The organism is Streptomyces sp. NPDC053474 (genome assembly GCF_044544845.1).
In the GTDB taxonomy this organism is placed as follows: domain Bacteria; phylum Actinomycetota; class Actinomycetes; order Streptomycetales; family Streptomycetaceae; genus Streptomyces.
In genome coordinates, this window is record NZ_JBITXV010000001.1 from 85,722 (window position 1) to 107,196 (window position 21,475).

The 21,475-nt window shown below is 72.4% G+C and carries 22 protein-coding genes and 1 pseudogene; 11 read left to right on the forward strand and 12 right to left on the reverse strand.

The features are described from left to right. Positions 1-26: 26 nt before the first annotated feature. From ACIG3E_RS00365 to ACIG3E_RS00385, 5 genes are all read right to left on the reverse strand, one after another. Positions 27-1,031, reverse strand: coding sequence for an ABC transporter permease (locus ACIG3E_RS00365; protein WP_399609480.1), 1,005 nt, complete (start codon positions 1,029-1,031; stop codon positions 27-29). Between the two features lie 20 nt (positions 1,032-1,051). Continuing rightward, positions 1,052-2,776 (reverse strand): ABC transporter substrate-binding protein, encoded by a 1,725-nt coding sequence (locus ACIG3E_RS00370; protein ID WP_399609482.1) that lies wholly within the window; start codon positions 2,774-2,776, stop codon positions 1,052-1,054. Positions 2,777-2,979: 203 nt separating this feature from the next. Then, positions 2,980-3,072, reverse strand: coding sequence for an Ms4533A family Cys-rich leader peptide (locus ACIG3E_RS00375; protein ID WP_311775232.1), 93 nt, complete (start codon positions 3,070-3,072; stop codon positions 2,980-2,982). Positions 3,073-3,139: 67 nt separating this feature from the next. Continuing rightward, positions 3,140-4,477, reverse strand: coding sequence for a DUF3152 domain-containing protein (locus ACIG3E_RS00380; protein ID WP_399609484.1), 1,338 nt, complete (start codon positions 4,475-4,477; stop codon positions 3,140-3,142). Positions 4,478-4,485: 8 nt separating this feature from the next. Further along, on the reverse strand, positions 4,486-5,523 hold the full coding sequence (locus tag ACIG3E_RS00385) for an alpha/beta fold hydrolase (protein WP_399609486.1): 1,038 nt from the start codon (positions 5,521-5,523) through the stop codon (positions 4,486-4,488). Positions 5,524-5,890: 367 nt separating this feature from the next. Between ACIG3E_RS00385 and ACIG3E_RS00390 the strand changes: the two genes are divergently transcribed. From ACIG3E_RS00390 to ACIG3E_RS00405, 4 genes are all read left to right on the forward strand, one after another. Beyond that, the gene (locus ACIG3E_RS00390) at positions 5,891-6,109 is read left to right on the forward strand and encodes a hypothetical protein (protein WP_399609488.1); all 219 of its coding nucleotides are present in this window, start codon (positions 5,891-5,893) and stop codon (positions 6,107-6,109) included. A 167-nt stretch (positions 6,110-6,276) separates the two neighbouring features. Continuing rightward, positions 6,277-6,918, forward strand: coding sequence for a TetR/AcrR family transcriptional regulator (locus tag ACIG3E_RS00395; RefSeq protein WP_138961649.1), 642 nt, complete (start codon positions 6,277-6,279; stop codon positions 6,916-6,918). Positions 6,919-7,078: 160 nt separating this feature from the next. After that, positions 7,079-7,306 (forward strand): DUF3107 domain-containing protein, encoded by a 228-nt coding sequence (locus ACIG3E_RS00400; RefSeq protein WP_399609490.1) that lies wholly within the window; start codon positions 7,079-7,081, stop codon positions 7,304-7,306. A gap of 248 nt (positions 7,307-7,554) precedes the next feature. Further along, positions 7,555-7,824 carry a hypothetical protein gene (locus ACIG3E_RS00405; RefSeq protein WP_399609492.1) on the forward strand — a complete coding sequence of 90 codons (270 nt, stop codon included), beginning with the start codon at positions 7,555-7,557 and terminating at the stop codon, positions 7,822-7,824. Between the two features lie 104 nt (positions 7,825-7,928). Here ACIG3E_RS00405 and ACIG3E_RS00410 read toward each other — a convergent pair whose 3' ends face one another. Beyond that, on the reverse strand, positions 7,929-8,693 hold the full coding sequence (locus ACIG3E_RS00410; protein WP_399609494.1) for a ferritin-like fold-containing protein: 765 nt from the start codon (positions 8,691-8,693) through the stop codon (positions 7,929-7,931). A 436-nt stretch (positions 8,694-9,129) separates the two neighbouring features. On the opposite strand from ACIG3E_RS00410, the pseudogene ACIG3E_RS00415 reads away from it, so the two are divergent. Continuing rightward, positions 9,130-10,671 (forward strand): annotated as a pseudogene (locus ACIG3E_RS00415) (DEAD/DEAH box helicase); the annotation flags it as partial. 109 nt (positions 10,672-10,780) lie between these two features. Next, the gene (locus ACIG3E_RS00420; RefSeq protein ID WP_399609496.1) at positions 10,781-11,656 is read left to right on the forward strand and encodes an alpha/beta fold hydrolase; all 876 of its coding nucleotides are present in this window, start codon (positions 10,781-10,783) and stop codon (positions 11,654-11,656) included. Positions 11,657-11,666: 10 nt separating this feature from the next. Here the strand turns inward: ACIG3E_RS00420 and ACIG3E_RS00425 are convergent, their stop codons facing one another. After that, entirely contained in the window at positions 11,667-12,581 is a 915-nt protein-coding gene (locus ACIG3E_RS00425) for an NYN domain-containing protein (protein ID WP_242722475.1), read from the reverse strand. 215 nt (positions 12,582-12,796) lie between these two features. On the opposite strand from ACIG3E_RS00425, the gene ACIG3E_RS00430 reads away from it, so the two are divergent. After that, positions 12,797-12,949, forward strand: a complete 153-nt coding sequence (locus tag ACIG3E_RS00430; protein WP_138961645.1) for a hypothetical protein — start codon at positions 12,797-12,799, stop codon at positions 12,947-12,949. Between the two features lie 103 nt (positions 12,950-13,052). Here the strand turns inward: ACIG3E_RS00430 and ACIG3E_RS00435 are convergent, their stop codons facing one another. The 4 genes from ACIG3E_RS00435 to ACIG3E_RS00450 all read right to left on the reverse strand — a co-directional run bounded on the left by ACIG3E_RS00435 (position 13,053) and on the right by ACIG3E_RS00450 (position 16,400). Beyond that, positions 13,053-13,655 (reverse strand): MarC family protein, encoded by a 603-nt coding sequence (locus ACIG3E_RS00435; RefSeq protein WP_399609499.1) that lies wholly within the window; start codon positions 13,653-13,655, stop codon positions 13,053-13,055. A 112-nt stretch (positions 13,656-13,767) separates the two neighbouring features. Next, entirely contained in the window at positions 13,768-14,643 is an 876-nt protein-coding gene (locus tag ACIG3E_RS00440) for a PHP domain-containing protein (protein WP_399609501.1), read from the reverse strand. A gap of 162 nt (positions 14,644-14,805) precedes the next feature. Beyond that, positions 14,806-15,447, reverse strand: coding sequence for a DUF6758 family protein (locus tag ACIG3E_RS00445; RefSeq protein ID WP_399609503.1), 642 nt, complete (start codon positions 15,445-15,447; stop codon positions 14,806-14,808). A gap of 362 nt (positions 15,448-15,809) precedes the next feature. Next, a complete protein-coding gene (locus ACIG3E_RS00450; RefSeq protein ID WP_399609505.1) occupies positions 15,810-16,400 on the reverse strand; it encodes a suppressor of fused domain protein in 591 nt (196 codons plus the stop codon). 503 nt (positions 16,401-16,903) lie between these two features. On the opposite strand from ACIG3E_RS00450, the gene ACIG3E_RS00455 reads away from it, so the two are divergent. Next, positions 16,904-18,019, forward strand: a complete 1,116-nt coding sequence (locus ACIG3E_RS00455) for a magnesium and cobalt transport protein CorA (RefSeq protein ID WP_399609507.1) — start codon at positions 16,904-16,906, stop codon at positions 18,017-18,019. Positions 18,020-18,060: 41 nt separating this feature from the next. Next, entirely contained in the window at positions 18,061-18,576 is a 516-nt protein-coding gene (locus tag ACIG3E_RS00460) for a hypothetical protein (protein ID WP_399609509.1), read from the forward strand. 7 nt (positions 18,577-18,583) lie between these two features. On the opposite strand, the gene ACIG3E_RS00465 is transcribed toward ACIG3E_RS00460, so the two are convergent. Beyond that, positions 18,584-19,345, reverse strand: a complete 762-nt coding sequence (locus tag ACIG3E_RS00465; RefSeq protein ID WP_399609511.1) for a hypothetical protein — start codon at positions 19,343-19,345, stop codon at positions 18,584-18,586. Between the two features lie 238 nt (positions 19,346-19,583). On the opposite strand from ACIG3E_RS00465, the gene ACIG3E_RS00470 reads away from it, so the two are divergent. Together ACIG3E_RS00470 and ACIG3E_RS00475 are read left to right on the forward strand one after the other, a co-directional pair. Next, the gene (locus ACIG3E_RS00470; RefSeq protein ID WP_399609513.1) at positions 19,584-20,858 is read left to right on the forward strand and encodes a magnesium transporter MgtE N-terminal domain-containing protein; all 1,275 of its coding nucleotides are present in this window, start codon (positions 19,584-19,586) and stop codon (positions 20,856-20,858) included. Further along, positions 20,848-21,444 (forward strand): DUF1003 domain-containing protein, encoded by a 597-nt coding sequence (locus tag ACIG3E_RS00475; protein WP_399609515.1) that lies wholly within the window; start codon positions 20,848-20,850, stop codon positions 21,442-21,444. Before ACIG3E_RS00470 ends, ACIG3E_RS00475 begins: the two co-directional genes overlap by 11 nt. Positions 21,445-21,475: the final 31 nt, after the last annotated feature.

Here is a 21,475-nt window from a genome sequence, read left to right on the forward strand (position 1 = left end):
GAAGCCGGTGAATCCGGAGCCCAGGCTCACGACCGCGCCTCCTTCTTGGCCCGCTTCGCGCCCACCCGCAGCCGTGAGGCCGCGCGCGGGTCGAGGGCCGTGCGCACGCCGTCGCCGAGGACGGTCAGGGCGAACACGGTCACGAACAGGACGCCCGCGGGCAGCAGCAGGTACTGCGGTGCCGCCTCGTACCAGACGTCGGCGGAGGTGAGCATCTGGCCCCAGGACGCGGTGGGCGGCTTGACCCCGACGCCGAGGAAGGAGAGGGCCGCCTCCACGGTGATGTTGGTGGGGACGAGCAGCGCGGAGTACGTGATGACGGGCGCGGCGAGCGCGGGCAGCAGCTCGCGGCGGGCGATGCGCACCCCGCCCCAGCCGCTGAGGCGGGCCGCGGCGACGTGGTCGAGCTCCTTGAGCGAGACGGTCTGGGCGCGCACGATCTTCGCCATGCCGCCCCAGCCGACCACGCCGACGACGAGCGCGACGAGCACGGGCCGCGGGAAGCTGGAGGGCACGACGGCGAGGAGGCCGAGCGCGAGGACCATCAGGGGCAGCGCCACCATGACGTCGGTGGCGCGGCTGAGCGCGAGGTCGACCCAGCGGTTGCCGAGCCCGCTGGCGAGCCCGACGGCGATGCCGAGCGTGACCTGGAGCAGGGTCGCGATCAGCGCGACGCCGAGGGACACCCGGGCCCCGTACACCAGGCGGGCGAACAGGTCGCGGCCGGTCTGCGGCTCGACGCCGAGCCAGTGCTCGGCGCTCATGCCGCCGAAGGAGCCGACGGGCACGCCGCCGCGCGCGGAGTCGATGAGCTCCGGGTGGTACGTGGTGGGGTCCTGGCCCTCCAGGGCGGTGAGCAGGGGCGCGGCGAGCGCGACCAGGACGAGCAGGGCGACGATCGCGCCCGCGACGAGGGCGGCGCGCCGCGTGCGCAGCCGCCGCCAGAACTGACGGGCTCCGGAGGAGCCGGGAGCGGACGCCGTGGCGGCGTCCGCTCCCCCGCTCTCCGAGGCCAACAGGGCCTCACTCATGACAGATCTACCGACGGGCCCTACTTGACCGCGACCTGGGAGATGTCGAGGACGCCCGTCCAGTCGCTGATCACGACGTTCTTGATGTCCTTGCCGTACAGGCGCTTGTAGACCGGGTGGAACAGCGGCACGTTGACGGCCTTCTCACCGATCTTCTTGTCAAGAGCGCCCCACCTCTTGGCGGCCTCGTCGTGATCGGTCAACTTGTTGATCGAGTCAATCTCGGCATTGACCGACTTGTCATTGAGGAAGCTGGAGTTGAAGTTGTATCCATCCTTGACGATCTGGCGGCCGTCGAAGATCGGCGACAGGAACGGGCCGCCGGAGGGCCAGTCGGCACCCCAGTGGGCGAGGAAGAGGCCCGGCTCGTCCTTGGCGTCGTGGACCTTGTCCTCGTAGTCGTTGTCCTCCAGGCCCTGGAGCTTGACGGTGATGCCCGCCTTCTTCAGGGAGTCCTGGAGGGCGGTGGCGATCTCCGGGCTGGTCTCGAAGTTCTTGCTGTTGGAATGCGTGAGCGTGATGGTCAGGCCGTCCTTGTAGCCGGCCTCCTTCAGGAGCTCCTTGGCCTTCTTCGGGTTGCCGCTCGCGCCCGCCGGGAAGTGGTCGAACTTCTGGTAGCCGAAGGACTCCTGGTTGGGCAGGAAGGTCGTCGCGGGCTCGGCGAGGGAGGAGCCGCCCGCGGCGTTGATGACCGAGGAGCGGTCGACGGCGTAGGCGACGGCCTGGCGGACCTTCGGGTTGTCGAAGGGCTTCTTCTTCGGGTTGAAGGCCAGGTAGTTGGTGTAGCCGAAGTGGCCGGTGCCGACCTGCGAGGCGAGCTTCTTGTCGCCGGTGACCTTGGCGAGCTCGGCCGGGCCGAGGTTGGTGTCGGTGGTGACCGCGGCGGCGTCGGCGCCCTGGCTCGCGGAGAGGCGCTGGTTGATGACGGAGGAGTTGAAGCCGGAGCGGACGTCGATGGTGTCCGGGTAGGCCTTGCGCTCGGCGTCGGTCTTCGCCGACCAGTGCGGGTTGCGCTCCAGCTGGAGCCGCTCGCCGCCGTTGGTGTTCTTGACGACCTTGTACGGGCCCGAGGAGATCGGGTGCTCCTCGTACTTGGTGCCCTTGTCCTTGGCCTTCGGCACGGGCGCGAACGACGTCTGCGTGGCCACGTAGTCGAAATCGCCGACGGGCTTGTTCAGGTGGAAGACGATCGTGCGCTCGTCCGGCGTCTCGACCGAGTCGAGGCCCTTCTTGTCCTTGTACGGGCCCTCGTACGAGGCGCCGCCGATGAGCCAGTCGCGCAGGAAGGGCGCGCCGCCGGACAGCTCGGCCGCGAAGGAGCGCTCGATGCCGTACTTGATGTCCTTGGTCGTGATCGGCGTGCCGTCCTCGAACTTGAGGCCCTTCTTCAGGGTGTACGTCCACACCGTGGCGTTCTTGCTCGGCTTGCCGAGGCTCTCGGCGAGGTCGGGGACGACCTTCGCGCCCTCGGCGCCGTCCTCGCGGTTGCGCGTGGTCAGGGTGCGGAAGACCAGGCTGGGCACGTTGCCGCCGCCGGAGGTGTAGAGGCGGGCCGGGTCGAAGGTCTTCTGGGGCTCGCGGTTGAGGACGGTGAGCGTGCCGCCCTTCTTGGCCTTGCCGTCGCCTCCGGCGTCGTTGCCGTCCTCGGGCCCGCAGGCGGCGGCGCCGACGGCCAGGACGACCAGGGTGGCGGATGCCGCTGCCACGCGGCGGGATATGACGGACTTCTGACGACGCAGACGCATCGGAGTGCCTCTCGGAAAGCTGAGGAGATGAAGGGGAGCGGAGGAAAGCGCGGGAGCCCGCCCCGGGGCACGTACGTCCAGAACCGTCTGTCCAGGATGCGGACACCTGACCACATCGTGGGCCGCGTACGGAGCGCGCCCCACAGGGGCACGGAACGCGGTGAAGGAGGAAGAAAGCGCGACGCACTCGCCGGGGGCGGGCGTCAGCGACAGTGAATATCGGCCACGCAGAGCGCGGTCACGCCGAACAGCGCCAGCTCAAGGGCGGCGCTCGGGGAGGCGTGACGGGTCGACATGCGGAGAAATATGGACGATGCCGCGCGGAATGTCAACGCGATGTCTCACCTGTCGAGCCAGAACGTCTCAGCCCTTGGGAAACACCCAGGGGTTGGGCTTGCAGTGGATCCCGTCGTGGTCGAGGAACTTGGTCTGCTGCTGCATGACGGGCGCGAGTTCGCCGTCGCGCTGGCAGTCCACGTGACCGTGGCCGAGCCGGTGGCCGACCTCGTGGTTGATCAGCATCTGCCGGTAGGGGTGGATGCGGTCGCCGTAGGTCTTGGCACCCTGGGCCCACCGATAGGCGTTGATCATGATGCGGTCGGTGGACGCCGAGTCGCAGGACACGTTCTGCTGGAGCGTTTCGAGACCGGACTTCGCACACCACTTCGCGGTGGTCACCGGGCTCGCCAGGGTGATGACGAAGTCCGGCCTCCCGGAGGAGATCCGCTCGAAGGTGCGGGCCCCGCCGTGGGCCCAGCTCCGGCTGTCGTTCAGGGTCTTCTGCACGGCCTGCGCGAACAGGGCGCCGTCCAGGCCCATGCCCTTCTCGACGTCGACGCGGTACCGGAACTTCTGCCCCTTGCCGGGCGCCTTGTCGAACCCGGGCATCGCCGCGAACTGCCCCGAAGCGGCGAGCTTCGCGTCCAGCGGGTACTTCTTGCCCATCTTCGTGTCGTACGACTCCGGGGTCGCGGAGTCCGTCGGCGCGGGCCGGTTGTCCGAGCGCGACGCGGAGCCGCGGGCGTCCCGCTCGTCGCCCGCGCCGCGGTCGGCGGCCCGCGTGTCGGAGCCCGAGCCCTTGCCGTCGTCGGTGACCTGGGCGGCCACGACGATGGCGAGGGCCAGGGTCACGGTCGCGGCAGCGGCACCGATGACGGTGCGGCTGCTGAGCCGCCCGCCCGAGGGTGTCCCGCCGTCGGCCGCGGCCCCCGGGGAGCCGCCGGTGCCGTCGCCGTCGTCACCGGCGTCGGCCTCCCAGGTGGTCACGGACGCGTGCGGGTCGCGGGGCGCGGGGCGCCGCACGGGCGTGGCGCCCGCCGCCAACACGTCCGCGCCCTCGAAGCCGTCCGGGGCACCGAGGGCGTCGAAGGCCGCGACGTCCTCCCGTCTCGGCCCCGGCACCCGCCGCGACCGCGGCGCACCGGTCCTGGCCTGCGGCGCGGCGCCGCCGACCGGGCCCCAGCCGCCCCCGGGTTCGCGCTGCTCGGGGTGCCCGCCGCGCACGTGCGGGACGCCACCGGGCCCGGTGGCCCTGGGCGTGCCGTGCGGCGGCGTCACCTGGGGCGTCCCGTGCGCGGGGGTGTCGCCGCGTCGGCGGCGGCCGCTGCCGGTCCCGGGCTCGGCGGCCTGGGACTCGGGTATGCCAGGGGTGCTGCTGGTGTCTGTTGTGTCGGCCGGGGTCCGGCGGCTATGACGTCCCACGCGGCGTGTCAGCTCCTCGTACCCGAAGTACCCGGCTCGCGGCGGTCGTCGGTCACGCCGCCACCCTTGCGCACCTCACGAGGATCCCTCAACTCACCGGCATCAGCTACGAGTTCACGGATCGCGGTGGCCACCGCGTCCGGAAACTCCATCATCGCCACGTGCCCGGCGTCGGGCAGCGTGAGCAGCCGCGAGCCGCCGAAGGCCGCCGCGGCCCGGCGCGCCATGCGGTACGACACGAGCCGGTCCCGGCCCCCGTACACGAGCAGCGTCGGCGCGAGCACCCGCTCGGCCTGCCGCCACAGGCCGTGCTGGCCGCCGAGCGTGTACGCGTTCACGATGCCGCGGGCCGAGCGGGCCATGGCGTCCCAGAAGTAGGGGTGCGCGAGCCGTCGCTCCATTTCGCGCACGGCCGCCGCGAAGGCCTCCGGCGAGACCTTGGCCGGATCGCCGTAGCAGAGCCCCATGACGCTGCGCACCCGCTGCGCCGGTGTCCACTCCTTGGTCAGCCGGGTGAACAGGCCCGCCACCCCGGGCAGCGCGAGCAGGCCCGTGGGCACGGCGGTGCGCTGCACCCGCAGCTCGGGCAGGGCGGGCGAGACCAGGGTGAGGGTGCGCACGAGGTCGGGGCGGACCGCGGCGACGCGGGTGGTGACGGCGCCGCCCAGGGAGTTGCCCACCAGGTGGACGGGGCCGCGGCTGCGGGCGTCCAGATAGCGGATGACCGCGCGGGCGTGCCCGGTGACCGAGTAGTCCCCGTCGTCCGGGGGCGGCGAGTCGCCGAAGCCCGGCAGGTCGAGGGCCTCGCCGTCCACGACGTCCTGGAGCAGCGGCATCAGGGCCGACCAGTTCTGCGAGGAGCCGCCGAGCCCGTGCACGTACAGCGCGGGCGGCAGATCCGTGTCCGCCGCGGCCCGGCGGCGCACCGAGAGCGTCAGGCCGGGCAGCGTGACCGAGTCCATGCGCTCGCCCTCCGCGACACCGACGGCGCCCGGCTTGGGGGCGACGGTGGCGGCCAGCACGTCCGGCAACTCGGTCGAAGACATGCGGGCAATGTTACGAGACGATCACGCGTTGGATCGCGTGTTCGGGGTCACAGGTGCCGTTTGGATCGCGTAACAGATCACGCGGGACCGGGCGAGAGATCGCGGGGCGCCCCGATCGGGTGTTCCCTGGGGACATGGGGAACCCGCCGGGAAGAGGCCCGCGAACAGGGCACTCGCACCCCGGAACGTCTCGTACGGAGGAAACCGACGGCGCCGGGAAGACCACACCTGAGACGAACCGGAACAACCCGAAGACCCCGAGCCCCCGGGACGCCATAGACATACGAGAGCCACCGAGAGACACCGCAGACGCCGAAGGCACCGAAGACGCCGACGACACCGGCCAGAGATCCGAGGAGTCCCCATCATGACCGTTGACCCCAGCGACCCGGAGACGTTCCAGACCGAGGAGGCCACGGACGGCTACGACGAGGAGACGCCCGAGGCCGACGCCGCCGAGCAGCACACCGACCTGGCACCGCAGCACGACGGCTCCCTGGAGGACGTCGACCCCGGCGCCGCCAACGTGGCCGACGTCGCCGAGCAGGCCCGCGTGGTCGACCTGGACGAGGACGACTACCGCTGAGCGGGGGCGCGCGCTCGCGCAGCTGCCCGTGTTTGCCCTGCTACGCACCGCTTCCATGGGTGCCCGGTCCGTGAAATTCTGCGCTCGCACCGCGCACATCGCAGTTACCGAAAAGTACGATGGCGGCGCGGCGCACACCGCAACTAAGGACGATTCTGGGAGGCGGCGTGACAGCCATCGAGCAGACAGAGGCGGCACGCCCGCGGGGCACTCGCCTGCCGCGCCGTGCCCGACGCAACCAACTCCTCGGCGCGGCCCAGGAGGTCTTCGTCGCCCAGGGGTACCACTCGGCGGCGATGGACGACATCGCCGAGCGGGCAGGTGTCAGCAAGCCGGTGCTCTACCAGCACTTCCCCGGCAAGCTCGACCTCTACCTGGCCCTGCTCGACCAGCACTGCGACAACCTGCTGCAGGCGGTGCGCGCGGCCCTGGCCTCGACGACCGACAACAAGCAGCGCGTCGCGGCGACGATGGACGCCTACTTCGGGTACGTGGAGGACGACGGCGGCGCCTTCCGGCTCGTCTTCGAGTCGGACCTCACCAACGAGCCCGCGGTCCGCGAGCGCGTCGACAAGGTGACGCTCCAGTGCGCGGAGGCGATCTGCGAGGTCATCGTGGAGGACACCGGCCTGCCCGAGGCCGAGTCGATGCTCCTTGCCTCCGGGCTCGGCGGCCTCGCCCAGGTCGTCGCGCGCTCCTGGCTGCACAGCGACGGCGGCGTCTCGCGCGAGAAGGCGGTCCAGCTGCTCACCTCGCTGGCCTGGCGCGGCATCGCGGGCTTCCCGCTGCACGGCGCCGAGGGCCACTGAGCGGGCCGACAGGCCCTTCGCTCCCCGCCCGTCCTTCTTCCCGGCGCGTGTTCGCTCCTGGCGTGCGCGGCCGGAGCCGTCACCGTCGCCTCACCGGGCTAATCTGTGCAGGTACGGCGCGGGCGGCCGCGCACATCACTGACCGTCGGAGGGACAAAGCGTGGAGGTCAAGATCGGCGTGCAGCACGCGCCGCGCGAGATCGTTCTGGAGAGCGGTCAGAGCGCCGAGGAGGTCGAGAGCGCGGTCTCCGAGGCCCTGACGGGCAAGGCCCCGCTGCTGAGCCTGACGGACGACCACGGCCGCAAGGTCCTGGTCCCCGCCGACCGCCTCGCGTACGTGGAGATCGGCGAGCCGACCCAGCGCAAGGTGGGCTTCGGCGCGCTGTAGCACGCGGACGGCGCGCGCCGCGGCGGCGCGCACGAGAGCGGCCCGGTGGTTCGGACCACCGGGCCGCTCTCGTGTGTTCACCCGCTGTTCACCCGGCGTACGGGAAGCGCTGGAGGGATCCGGACATGGATGGGATGGAGGGTTGCGTTCCGACGGCCGGGGGTAGGACCGGCTAGGACCGTTTTGCCCCCATGATCCGTCCGCGGTCGTCCGCGACCGCACCCGACCACGAGGGAGGGACCCCCATCGTGATCCTGGAAGCTCTCGGCTCCGCGCTGCTCGGCCTGGCCCTCGCCTGGGCGACGGCCCACCGGCTCGGCCACCGCCTGCCGTCCCGCACGCTCGTCCTCGCGACCGGCGCGGGCGGAGCGCTCATGGGCGCGTTCATCGCGCACACGGCGCTCGGCCCCGGCCGTTCGGCCATGACGCTGGCGGGCGCCGTGATCGTCGCGGCCGCGCTGCTGTCCCTGCTGCTCCGCCCTGACCGCCGCCTGCGCCGTCGCCAGCTCACGGCGTAGGCCGCAGCTCACGGCGTAGGCCGCAGCTCACGGCGTAGGCCGCCGCGCGCGGCCCGGACGCGGATCCGGGCCGCTCGGCTCCCGGCCTGGGCCCGGAGCCGGACTCAGGCCGCCAGGCCCAGCGCGGCCATCCGCTTGGTGTGCGCCTCGGTGATCCGCGAGAACATCCGCCCGACCTCGGCGAGGTCGAAGCCGTCCGCGACGCCCCCGACCAGCATGGTCGAGAGCGCGTCCCGGTCGGCCACCACGCGCTGCGACTGCGAGAGCGCCTCCCCCATCAGCCGCCGCGCCCACAGCGCGAGCCGCCCGCCGACGCGCGGGTCCGCGTCGATCGCGGCGCGCACCTTCTCCACGGCGAAGCTCGCGTGCCCGGTGTCGTCGAGGACGCCCAGGACGAGCCCGCGCGTGTCGACGTCGAGCCGGGCCGCGACCTCGCGGTAGAAGTCACTGGCGATGGAGTCGCCGACGTACGCCTTGACCAGGCCCTCCAGCCAGTCGGACGGCGCCGTCTGCCGGTGGAAGCCGTCGAGCGCGGCGACGAAGGGCTGCATGGCCCCGGTCGGCTCCTCGCCGACCGCGGCGAGCCGGTCGCGCAACTGCTCGAAGTGGTGGAACTCGGCGGACGCCATCTTCGCCAGCTCCGCCTTGTCGGCAAGGGTCGGCGCCAGCTTGGCGTCCTCCGCGAGCCGCTCGAACGCCGCGAGCTCTCCGTAGGCGAGCGCGCCGAGCAGGTCCACGACCGCGGCACGGTACTGGGGGTCGGCGGAAGCTTTCGCCCAGTCCTGGGCGGCCACCCCGGTGGGGGCCGCGGCGGCCCCGGTGTCGGCTGCGTCCTTCGCGGGCTGAGCTGCGTTGTCAGGCGTCTCCATGAACCGCACAATAGCCCGGCGGCGGCGTGGCGTAAGGCCCTGGTCAGCCACTGTGACGACAACGACGTACCGCCGCAGAGGGGGCGCGCGCCGGGCCCGCGGGAGCGCCGGTGCGAGCCGGGTGACACACATCGCCGGACACTCATGCGAGATTCCGGGGTACAGTGGTAATGCGCCCGCCGAGTATTCGACGGGCCGTATGAATGAGGATGCCCGGTCGGTGGCCCGATCGGCTCCGACCAGACAGCCCTCCAGGGCGTACGCATGGTGCGTACGGCATGCGGAGGGACCCTCAGCGGTGTGAGCGCTCGAGCGTCGGCAGTGGTCCCGTGCCACCTGGCCCGCCCGGTTCGTTCCACAGGCGGCCGGTAGTCCCCGACACGGTCACGACCCCCAGCGTTCGCCTCGCGCCGCGTCTCACAGAAGAGGCACTGCCCTGACTACCACTTTCCGGGATCTCGGGATCCTCCCCGAGACAGCCGAGGCCCTTGAGGCCGTCGGCATCGTGAACCCCTTCCCCATCCAGGAGATGACGCTCCCCGTCGCGCTCTCCGGCACCGACGTCATCGGCCAGGCCAAGACCGGCACCGGCAAGACGCTCGGCTTCGGCCTTCCGATCCTTGAGCGCGTCGTCGTCCCCGCCGACGTCGAGGCGGGCCGCGGCACGCCCGACGACCTGACGCAGGCCCCGCAGGCGCTCGTCGTCGTCCCCACCCGCGAGCTGTGCACGCAGGTCACCAACGACCTCATGACCGCCGGCAAGGCGCGCAACGTCCGCGTCCTCGCCATATACGGCGGCCGTGCCTACGAGCCGCAGGTCGAGGCCCTGAAGAAGGGCGTCGACGTGGTCGTCGGCACCCCCGGCCGCCTGCTCGACCTCGCGGGGCAGCGCAAGCTGGACCTGAAGCACGTCAAGTGCCTCGTCCTCGACGAGGCCGACGAGATGCTCGACCTGGGCTTCCTGCCCGACGTCGAGAAGATCATCAACCTGCTGCCGGTGAAGCGCCAGACGATGCTCTTCTCCGCGACCATGCCGGGCGCCGTCATCGGCCTCGCCCGCCGCTACATGTCGCAGCCCACGCACATCCGCGCCACCGCGCCGGACGACCAGGGCGCGACCGTGGCGAACATCGCGCAGCACGTGTACCGCGCGCACTCCATGGACAAGCCCGAGATGGTGTCCCGCATCCTCCAGGCCGAGGGCCGTGGCCTCGCCATGATCTTCTGCCGGACGAAGCGGACGGCCGCGGACATCGCCGAGCAGCTGGAGCGGCGCGGCTTCGCCTCCGGCGCGGTCCACGGCGACCTCGGCCAGGGCGCCCGCGAGCAGGCCCTGCGCGCCTTCCGCAACGGCAAGGTCGACGTGCTGGTGTGCACCGACGTCGCCGCCCGCGGCATCGACGTCGAGGGCGTCACGCACGTCATCAACTACCAGTCCCCCGAGGACGAGAAGACGTACCTGCACCGCATCGGCCGCACCGGCCGCGCGGGCGCCAAGGGCATCGCGATCACGCTGGTCGACTGGGACGACATCCCGCGCTGGCAGCTGATCAACAAGGCGCTTGAGCTGGACTTCAACGACCCGGTCGAGACGTACTCCAGCTCCCCGCACCTGTACGAGGAGCTGGACATCCCCGTCGGCACCAAGGGTGTCCTGCCGCGTGCCGAGCGCACCCGGGCGGGCCTCGACGCCGAGGAGATCGAGGACCTCGGCGAGCCGTCCGCCCGTGGGGGCGCGAAGGGCCGGTCGCGTGGCGGCCGCACCCGGACCGCGGCCACGGCCACGGAGGAGCCCGCCGCCGAGCGCGCGGAGCGCACGCCCCGTCGGCGCCGCCGCACCCGCGCGGGAGCCCCGGTGTCCGCCGCCGAGGCTCCGGCCGCCGAGGCCCCTGCCGCCGAGCCCGCCGCCGCGGAGGAGTCGGCTCCGCGCACGCCCCGCCGTCGCCGCCGCACCCGCGCGGGCAAGGCGTCCGACGCCGCGGAGTAGCCGCCCGTCACCCCTGCGAAAGCCCGCCGCGCCCGCGGCGGGCTTTCTGCCGTCCTCCCCCACAGCGCCGCGGTCGCGGGCAACCGTTAACGTACGACGCATGAGTAGGCCCCCCACCTTCACCCCGCCCCCCGGCACCCGGGCCCGGGTGCTGGAGACCGGGCGCGGGGACTTCGCCGTCCTGGATGCCGCGCCCGCCCGCCCGACCGGCGAGGTCAAGGGGTCCGCGTTGCTCCTGCCCGGGTTCACCGGCAGCAAGGAGGACTTCATCGCGCTGCTCCGGCCGCTGGCCGACGCGGGCTACCGCGCGGTGGCCGTGGACGGACGCGGACAGTACGAGTCCGAAGGCCCGGACGACGAATCCGCCTACTCCCTGAGCGAGTTGGCCCGCGACGCACTCGCCCAGGCCGCCGCGCTCGACGACCCGCCCGGCACCCCCCTGCACCTCCTCGGGCACTCCCTGGGCGGCCTGATCGCCCGTACGGCCGCGCTGGCCGCCCCCACGGGCACCTTCGCCTCGCTCACGCTCATGTCGTCGGGCCCCGGCCGCATCGCGCCGTCGCAGCGCACCCGCGCCACCCTGCTCACGGACGCCCTCGCGGCGCACTCGATGGCCACGGTGTGGGAGGCGATGCGGGCCATGGACCCGCCACAGGACGCCGAGGTGAACGGCGGCGCGGACAGCGACGCCTTGCGCGCCCGCTGGCTGCGCAACAACCCGGCCCAGCTGATCGCCACCGGCAGACAGCTGTGCGTCGAGCCGGACCGCGTGACCGAGCTCGCCGCCCTGGCGCTGCCCGTGCACGTGCTGTCCGGGGAGCGGGACGACACCTGGCCGGTGCCGCTCCTGGACGACATGGCCCGGCGCCTCGGCGCGCACCGCACGGTCATCACGGGCGCCGACCACTCCCCCAACACCGACCGGCCCGAGGCGACCGCCGCCGCCCTCGTCTCCTTCTGGGACCTGACCCGCTGAGTCCGGCGCCTCAGTAGCACTTCTGGAGGTGCTCCCAGAAGCCGTCCCGCAGCACCCGCCGCAGGTCGGACTGGCCCCGCAGCGAGTAGTCGAGCAGCCGCTCCGCCTCGACGAGGAGCTCCTGGTCGACCGAGCCGGGCAGATAGGGGTGGCCGGGGAGCAGCCCCACGAGGGCTTCGCGGCCCCGCGCCGACAGCCACTTCGCGGAGATCTGCGCGCCGACGAAGCGCACGTCGTCCCGGGAGGGCCGGGAGGCCGCCATCGGGCCCTCGTACGGCAGGGCGGAGCGGCGGCTGATGTACGGCTTGAAGAAGTCGGCGTCGAAGGTGCGCTGGCTGTCGACCTCCCACAGCAGCGGCTCCGCCTGGTTGCGCCCGTCGGGGGCCTCGATGCCCCACAGGTGGACGCGGGCGCCGTACCCCTGCGCGGCCTCGACGGCCGACACCAGGTCCTCGTCGCCGCCGATGAGCGCGGCGTCGCTGATGGCCCGGTGCCGGGCCAGCGACTCCAGGTCGCTGCGGATCAGCGAATCGACGCCTTTCTGCTGGTTGTTGGCGTTGAGGTTGCCGAGCCTGACCTTGACGTCGGGCAGCTCGGCGATGGACTGCTGCTCACTGGTGTGGATGCGCCGCCGGGCGCCGTCGTACCAGTACACGCGCAGCAGCCTGCTGTCGGCGAAGATCGTGCGCGCCTTGTCGATGAGCGCGTCGATGAGCCCCTCGGCGTCCAGGTCGAAGGCGCGCCGGTCCTCGGTGCCCACGGCGAGGCGTCCCGCCGCGGCATACAGATATCCGGCGTCGACGAAGATCGCGTGGGTGGACGGAGTCTTCGCCACCTCGGCGAGCATGCGCTCAAGGAGCCCGTTGGCGCGCGCCAGCAGGGCGTTGACCTCGACGGTCTCGTGGGTGGTCTCGTCCGTGTCCATACGGAACACATTGTCGCGTCCGTCACACAGGGGGCACAACCAGTGCTTGTTACGCAACGAACACAACCAGCCGCGAAACGGGGCGGCAACACGACGTTCATTAGCCTCTCAAAAAATTTCCTTAGCGTAGGGAATGTTTGACGCGGGAAACTCGTTGGACCCGTGTGTAACCGCAGTTCTCCTCAGGAGGATCACCAGACGAAGGGAGAAGCCCCATGCGCTTCGAAATCATGCGACTCGACGACGTCGACGGCACCGCTGTGGACACCACCGTCGTGGACGCCGCCTCCGTCAACCGGATCGTGCAGCAGGCGGCCGCCATCGGCCAGCGCCTCTACATCCGCCCGGCCGACACCACGGCCTCGTAACGCCGCACGTCCCCACCCATCACGCTCCAGAGCCCTGTACGACACCGGATCACGCCGGTGACGTACAGGGCTCTGTTCGTGGGTGCGCGGTGCGCGCGGGGCGTCAGCCGCCCCGGATGATCTGGGTGACGCCGTTGACGATCTGCTGCACCGCGATCGCCGACAGCATCATGCCCGCGAGGCGCGTCACCAGGACGACGCCGCCGTCCTTGATGACCCGGATGATCAGCAGCGAGAAGCGCATCGCCAGGAACAGCACCACGTGGATGGCGAGGATCGCCGCCCAGACCGAGACCTGCTCCATGCCGCTGGCGTGCTGGACGGCCAGGATCACCTGGACGATCGCGCCGGGCCCGGCGAGCAGCGGCATGCCAAGGGGGACGAGGGCGACGTTCACGTCCTTGGTCTGCTGGGGCTCGTCGGTCTTGCCGGTGAGCAGGTCGAGCGCGACGAGCAGCAGGAGCAGGCCGCCCGCGATCATCAGGGCCTGCGTCGACACGTGCAGATAGTCGAGGATCTGCTGGCCGATGACGCCGAACACGGCGATGACCCCGAAGGCCACGCAGACGGCCTGGAAGGCCATCTTCTTCTGCACCTTGGCGGGACGGCCCGCGGTCAGGGCGAGGAAGATCGGCGTGATCCCGGGGGGATCCATGATGACAAAAAGGGTGAGGAAGAGAGAGCCGAAAACGGCGACGTCGAACACGGTGATGGCCTTGCGGAGAGTCGTACGAGGTGAGGGAGGTGGGGCGGCGGCCGCGCACGGGCGCGGCGGGGCCGCGGCCCCGGACAGGCGTGGCGGACGGTGGACGCGCCCGCTAGGCGGACAGCTCTCCGCCCGCGCCCGGCACCGGGAAGGCCCCGGTGGCGCGGCGCGTGATCTCGCCGTAGATCTCGGGGTCGGTGGTGTACTCACCGAGCGAGACGGTCTTGCGGCTGCCGTGGTAGTCACTGGAGCCGGTCACGAGCAGGCCGAGGTCGGCGGCGAGGCCGCGCAGGCGCGGGCCTGCCTCGGGGGCGTACGCCAGCTGCTCGGGGTGGTCGACCTCGATGCCGTCGAGCCCGGCCGCGGCCAGCTCGGCTATCGCGGACTCCGGGACGATCCTGCCGCGCTGGGCGGCGGCCGGGTGGGCGAAGACAGTGACGCCGCCCGCGGCCTTGACCAGGCGGATCGCCTCGAACGGGTCGAGCTCGGTCTTCTGGGCGTACGCGCGCCCGCCGTCGGCGAGCCACTCGGGCGTGAAGGCGTCCGAGACGCTGGCGACGACGCCCAGCTCCACGAGGGCCTCGGCGACGTGCGGGCGGCCCACGGAGCCGTCGCCCGCGATCCGCTCGACCTGCTCCCAGGTCACGGGGACGCCGAGCTCCTGGAGCTTGCGGACCATGGCCCGCGCGCGCGGCACCCGGTCGTCGCGCACCAGCTCGCGCGCCCGCGCGAGCTCCGGCTCGTCCGGGTCGAAGAGGTACGCCAGCATGTGCAGGCCCACGCCGTCGAGGCGGCAGGACAGCTCGGCGCCGGTGACGAGGGTCAGGCCGGGCGGCAGCGCGGCGATGGCCTCGGCGTGGCCGCGCGTGCTGTCGTGATCGGTCAGGGCGACGACGTCGAGCCCCGCGGCGGCGGCGTTGCGCACCAGCTCGGCCGGGGTGTCCGTGCCGTCGGAAGCGGTGGAGTGGGTGTGCAGGTCGATGCGCACGTGCTGGCTCCACGCTTTTCGGGACGGACGGGGACGCTTAAGGGTAACGGTCCAAGCCGGGTGGCCCCCAGTCCCGCCCCTTGACCGGAACCAGGGGCTGCCGCCCCTGGCCCCCCGCCCTCATCGGCGCTCCGCGCGTTCGAGGGCCCCGCGAGGGCACCCCTACGGCGTCAGGAGGCGCGGCGACAGCGCCCCGCAGGGCAGCAGCTCGACCTCCGCCCCCGCGTCCCGCAGGTCCGTGAGCACCAGCTCGTCGTACATCAGGAGCCCCGACTGCTCGGGCCACGCGATCGCCCACAGCCACAGGCCGCACGCCTCGCCCGCGAACACCGCGCGGTCCTCCGGCGTGCCCGACACGTGCCACATGGGCGTCGGGCGCCCGGTGGCGAGGACCTTGGCGGCGGGCGGCTTGCCGATGTTCATGGCGGGGCCGGGGTCGGGGCCGTCGATGCCCGCGTAGCGCGCGCCGAGGCCGACGCCCAACTCCTCGGCGACCAGGATGAGTTCACCGACGCCGCCGAGCGGCGCTGGCCCCGAGCAGGCCACGGCGGTGGCCCGGCCGCCGCTGCGGTCGTCGCCCGCGCAGGCCACCCCGGTGAAGAGCCAGCCGACGGGCAGCGGCCAAGGCATCCACACCGGCACCTGCGCACGGTGCACCACGACGCTGAGCGCCTCGACGCTGGGCGGGACCACGGGCTGCAGCGGATGCACGGTGCCGTGCACGTCACACTGCCAGGAGTCGGCAAAGAGGCCGGGAGCCCTGACCCGGCCACCACACTTCGGGCAACTGGGTTCGCCCCTCATAGCGCCCCACGGTCCTCCCCGGTGGACGCCGCGTCAAGGACGATCACCCGTCCGGAGTGCGACCGCACGGCGCGGGCGCCGGGAGCGCCGGGCGCGGGGCCCGGCCGTGCGGGACCGCGTACGTCTTCGTGCGGGGGCGGCGCAGGCGCAGGGCAGTGGAGGCGGGGCGCCAATGGTCCAGGGCCGGGGAGACGTACGGCCCAGGAGAGTGAGTGCGCCGGGCGAGGGAGCGTAGACGCGCACCGCACGGACGTGCGCGCCCTCCTGGACGCACACCGCACGGACGCCCGGCCCGGATGCACGCCCCTCCTGGACACACACCGCCCGGACGCCCGGCCCATCAGCCCGGCGCCAGCCCCCCCTCAGTCCAGGGCGACGCCCGCGCGCAGCGGATCGCGCAGGTCCGTGCCCTTGCTCAGCCAGCGCTCCTGGAGGGCCTGCGCGCCGTGCACCCGCTTCCAGGCCGCCTCGTTCGGGGTCATCGGGAGCAGCGGCAGGAACCGTACGGGCTCCATCGGCTCGTCCAGCTCCAGATCCGCCACCAGGCCGCCGGGCTCGGCGACGAGGACCGAGGTGAAGGGCGCGCCCGGCCACAGCGGCTCGCCCACGTCCAGCGAGCTGCCCGGAGCCACCACGACGCCTTCGACCTGAGGGGACGCGGCGAGCACGGCCAGCGGCCTGAGCACCTTGTCGGTGTCGGCGACGCCGCCCCGCACGGACAGGATCAGCTCCGCGCGCGGGCCCTTCACGGGATCCGCGAGGACGGCCGTCGGGTCGGCCATCGGCTGGGCGGACATGCCGAGGGTGGCGTACCGCACCACCCCCGCGCTTTCGGCCGGAAAGCGCAGCACCTCGACGCGGTCCGTACCGAGGAACGTCACCGCCGCGCGCGCGTCCGGTTCGCCCAGGCCGTCGCGCAACCGGGCCTCGACCAGAGCAAGAACATCAGCCATGCCGTGAGCATAGAACTCGTCAGTGATGGGTAAAGGTGGGGGTTTGGCGCACCGGTCGGCTGATACTGTGGGCAGCTGGCCCGGGCGGCACGCAGAAGCGTCGCTCTCAAGCCCGGACCTCAGGGCCCTCGGGCCCGAACTCGACGGACGGCGCCCGCGTGCGCCTGGGAACTCCCCTACGGGGGACCGGCCGGAGGAGGTGGGGCTGCAGTGGATCGAAGTCGACCGTGCAGTACCACTCGCTCTTCCGCCCGCTGACCTTCCGCAGCAACGACGCTGCGGCCGTGCGCCCGGCACTTCACGAACTCCTCGGCCCCGACCGGCCTGTGCCCCGCACGACGGAAGAGCACCGCGTTTCACCTGATCTGCATCAGTAGCGTTGCTGCCTCCGCGACGGTGCGGTGCTCCCCGCTTTGTGGACGTGCCTCCCAGCACAGCCGGACGTCCCCATTCCGGGCAGTTCCACCCGCCGCAGGCGGCCCTTTCGTCGAAGGAGCCTGCCCATGTCGATGATCCGTGACCTGCGCGCCGCGGTCCGCCCCTCCCTGCGCAAGGACAGCGGCACCTACAGCTCGTACGACGCGACCCGCGACCCCCGCGTCGCGTCCGCCGTCGTCGACTGCGCCGTCTACCGCGACGGCCGCCGCGTGTCCTGCGACGAGACCCTCACCCCGCACGAGGCGATGCTCCAGGTCCGCCGCGACGGCGGCTTCGCCTGGATCGGCCTGCACGAGCCGACGGAGGCCGAATTCGCGGGCATCGCCGCCGAGTTCGGGCTGCACCCGCTGGCCGTCGAGGACGCCGTCCACGCCCACCAGCGCCCCAAGCTGGAGCGCTACGACGACACGCTGTTCACGGTCTTCAAGACCATCCACTACGTGGAGCACGCCGAGCTGACCGCCACCAGCGAGGTCGTCGAGACCGGCGAGGTCATGTGCTTCACCGGCCGGGACTTCTTCATCACCGTCCGGCACGGCGGCCACGGCTCGCTGCGCACGCTGCGCCGCCGCCTCCAGGACGAGCCCGAACTGCTCGCCAAGGGCCCGTCGGCGGTCCTGCACACCATCGCCGACCACGTCGTCGACGGCTATCTGGCGGTCGCCGACGCGATGCAGGTCGACATCGACGACGTCGAGAACGAGGTCTTCGCGGCCACCGGCAAGGGCGGCTCGCGCGGCGTCGACGCCGGGCGGATCTACCAGCTCAAGCGCGAGGTCCTGGAGTTCAAGCGGGCCGTGCAGCCGCTGCTGCGCCCGATGCAGCTGCTCAGCGAGCGCCCCATGCGGCTCGTCGACCCCGACATCCAGAAGTACTTCCGCGACGTCGCCGACCACCTCGCCCGCGTCCAGGAGCAGGTGCTCGGCTTCGACGAGCTGCTCAACTCGATCCTCCAGGCCAACCTCGCGCAGGCCGCCGTCGCGCAGAACGAGGACATGCGCAAGATCACGTCCTGGGCGGCCATCATCGCCGTCCCCACGGCCGTGTGCGGCGTCTACGGCATGAACTTCGACCACATGCCCGAACTGCACTGGCGCTACGGCTACCCGATGGTGCTCGGCCTGATCGCCACGGTCTGCTACACCATCCACCGCACCCTGAAGCGCAACGGCTGGCTGTGAGCGCGGGTCCCCGCCGCGGGGCCGCTGGCTAAGCTGCCGTCATGACCGCTGACACGCTGTTCGGGCGCGCCCTGATCGAAGAGGCCACCAAGAAGTCCGGCCTGATCTGGGTGCGCGGCGCGGGTCCCGCCCGCGTCCTGTGGCACGCCTGGCTCGACGGCGCGGCGCACCTCGTGGGCGACGGCCCCGGCGAGCAGCCCCTGCCGCACCTCGCCGACGGCACCACCGCCGAGGTGACCGTGCGCAGCAAGGACAAGGGCGGCCGCCTGCTGTCCTGGACGGCCACGGTCACGGAGCTCGCGCCGCGCACCGAGGAGTGGGAGGCGGCGGTCGCCGAGCTGAAGGGCAAGCGCCTGAACGCCCCCGACGGCGAGCGGGTCGTCGAACGCTGGGCGGCCGAGTGCCGCGTGCTGCGCCTCACGCCGCGCGAGGCGGACCTGGAGGCGCCCGAGGGCTCGCTGGCGGCCCCGCCCCTGCCGACGCCCGCGACGACCCGCGCGCCCATGCCGCAGGGGCTGCCCAAGCTGCTCCTGGGCAGGCGGGGGAAGCGCCGCTGAGCGGCGGCTACGACGTGGGCAGCTGCTTGCCGTAGTCCACCGTCTCGTTCAGGCCCGGCTCCTTCAGCGGCACGGCCTGGTTCCACTCGCTGAGCCGCAGCGTGCCCGCGCCGCCCGCGCGCCGCAGGGTCAGCGGGTACGGCTTGCCGTCGAGGGACACCTCCAGGGTGCCGCCCGCTCCCTCGTCGCCGCTGATCCTGATGTAGCGCTTGGTGCCGGACCCGCCGCGCTCGCCCTTGGCCAGCGTGCCGTGCAGCGCGAGGGTGCCGTCGAGCAGCACGTCCTTGTCGGTGAACCCGCTGAGCCTGCGGTAGGCCGGGTCGCCCTGGGGCACCTTCACGTACTTGCCGTCGAGCTTGGCCGCCGCCGAGCTGTCCGCGCCCGAGGAGCCGCCGCCCTCGCCCTCGTGCGCCCAGAAGGCCGAGTCCGCCTTCAGGAAGAGGTTCTCGCCGACGCGAAGCAGCTCGAACGTCTGGCCCTTGGACGTCACCGTGCCCGTCCCGCCGTTGGCCGTGAGCCGCATGTCGAGCTTGTACGTGTGGCCCTTGGTGACCACGCTGCCGGACAGGCGCACGGCGGGTGCCGCCTCGGCTGCCTGCCGGGCCTTGCTCTGGATCCTGGCCGCGGAGAGCTTGCCGACGCCGTTCGTGCCCTGGTCCGGGTCCTGGCCGCCACCGCCGCACGCCGTCAGCCCCGCACCGCCCACCACGAGCCCCGCACACACCGCGCCGAGCAGCGCGGACCTTCGGAATCGGGGAGCCGGTCGCATCGCAGTCACAGGTGGGGCTGCCTCTCGTGCGGACGTCGTCTACGGCCACGGCCGTACGCCCGGACGGCCTGGCGTACCGCAGCGTACCGGTGTCCCCCACCCCTTTCGGAGCCAGTCCGTCCGGACCGCTCACCAGGGCATATGCGCGGGGTACGGGCTAGCCTGAACCCCGTATCACCGGCATAGGGCACATACCGCCGAAACGGTTCCCTGACGCACCCCGAGAAAGGCGCGGCACATGGCAGGAGGCGCGCCCCGGATCTTCGTCTCGCACCTGTCCGGCACCGCGGTCTTCGACCCGAACGGCGACCAGGTGGGCCGCGTGCGCGACCTCGTCGTCATGCTCCGCGTCGGCAGGAAGCCGCCCCGGCTGCTCGGCCTGGTCGTCGAGCTCGCGACCCGTCGGCGCATCTTCCTGCCCATGACCCGGGTGACCGGCATCGAGTCCGGCGAGGTCATCAGCACCGGCGTGTTGAACGTGCGCCGCTTCGAGCAGCGCCCCACCGAGCGCCTCGTCCTCGGCGAGATGCTCGACCGGCGCGTGCGCCTGGTGGAGAGCGGCGAGGAGGTCACCGTCCTCGACGTGTCCGTGCGCCAGCTCCCGGCCCGCCGCGACTGGGAGGTCGACCGGGTCTTCGTCCGCAAGGGCAAGGAGGGCGCCTTCCGGCGCAAGGGCGAGACGCTGACCGTCGACTGGTCCGCCGTGGACGGCTTCTCCCTGGAGGAGCACGGGCAGGGCGCCGAGAACCTGCTCGCCACCTTCGAGCAGCTGCGCCCCGCCGACCTCGCCAACGTCCTGCACCACCTCTCCGCCAAGCGCCGCGCCGAGGTGGCCGCCGCCCTCGACGACGACCGGCTCGCCGACGTCCTGGAGGAGCTTCCGGAGGACGACCAGATCGAGATCCTCGGCAAGCTCAAGGAGGAGCGCGCCGCCGACGTCCTGGAGGCCATGGACCCCGACGACGCCGCCGACCTGCTCGCCGAGCTCCCCGAGGACGACAAGGAACGCCTGCTGACCCTGATGCAGCCGGACGACGCGGCCGACGTACGGCGCCTGATGGCGTACGAGGAGCGCACGGCGGGCGGTCTGATGACGACCGAGCCGATCGTGCTCCGCCCGGACGCCACGGTCGCCGACGCCCTCGCCCGGGTGCGGCAGGAGGACCTCTCGCCCGCCCTCGCCGCGCAGGTGTACGTGTGCCGCCCGCCGGACGAGACCCCGACCGGCAAGTACCTGGGCACCGTGCACTTCCAGCGGCTCCTGCGCGACCCGCCCTACACGCTGGTCGGCTCGATCCTCGACGACGACCTGCGGCCCCTCTCGCCGGAGGACCAGCTGCCGGTCGTCGCGGGCTTCTTCGCCGCGTACGACATGGTGGCGGCGCCCGTGGTCGACGAGGGGGGCGCGCTCCTCGGGGCCGTCACCGTCGACGACGTACTCGACCACATGCTGCCCGAGGACTGGCGCGAGACGGAGTTCCACCTCCAGGAGGAGGCCGGCCATGGCGCGTGAACGGCAGGGACGCGCCGGCGGGCGCGAGCGCGAGGGGCGCGAGGAGCGGCGCGAGCCCCGGCCGGAGAACCGGCCCCGGTTCCGCCTCGACCAGCCCCGCGCGCGGCGCCGCAAGCTCCTTCCGGACTACGACCCGGAGGCCTTCGGGCGGCTCTCGGAGCGGATCGCGCGCTTCCTGGGCACCGGCCGGTTCATCGTCTGGATGACGGTCGTCATCATCATGTGGGTGGTCTGGAACGTCTCCGCCCCCGAGAACCTGCGGTTCGACAACTACCCCTTCATCTTCCTGACCCTGATGCTCTCGCTCCAGGCGTCCTACGCGGCCCCGCTGATCCTGCTCGCGCAGAACCGCCAGGACGACCGCGACCGCGTCACCCACGAGCAGGACCGCAGGCAGAACGAGCGCTCCATCGCCGACACCGAGTACCTGACGCGGGAGCTGGCCTCGCTGCGCATGGGGCTCGGTGAGGTCGCCACCCGCGACTGGCTCCGCTCCGAACTCCAGGACCTGGTCAGGGAGCTGGAGGAGCAGCGTGCGGTATTCCCGCCCGATGCCGCCCGGGCACGTGACGTAGGCGACCGCTGACGGGCCTTCCGAACCCCCCTACCGGGAGCCG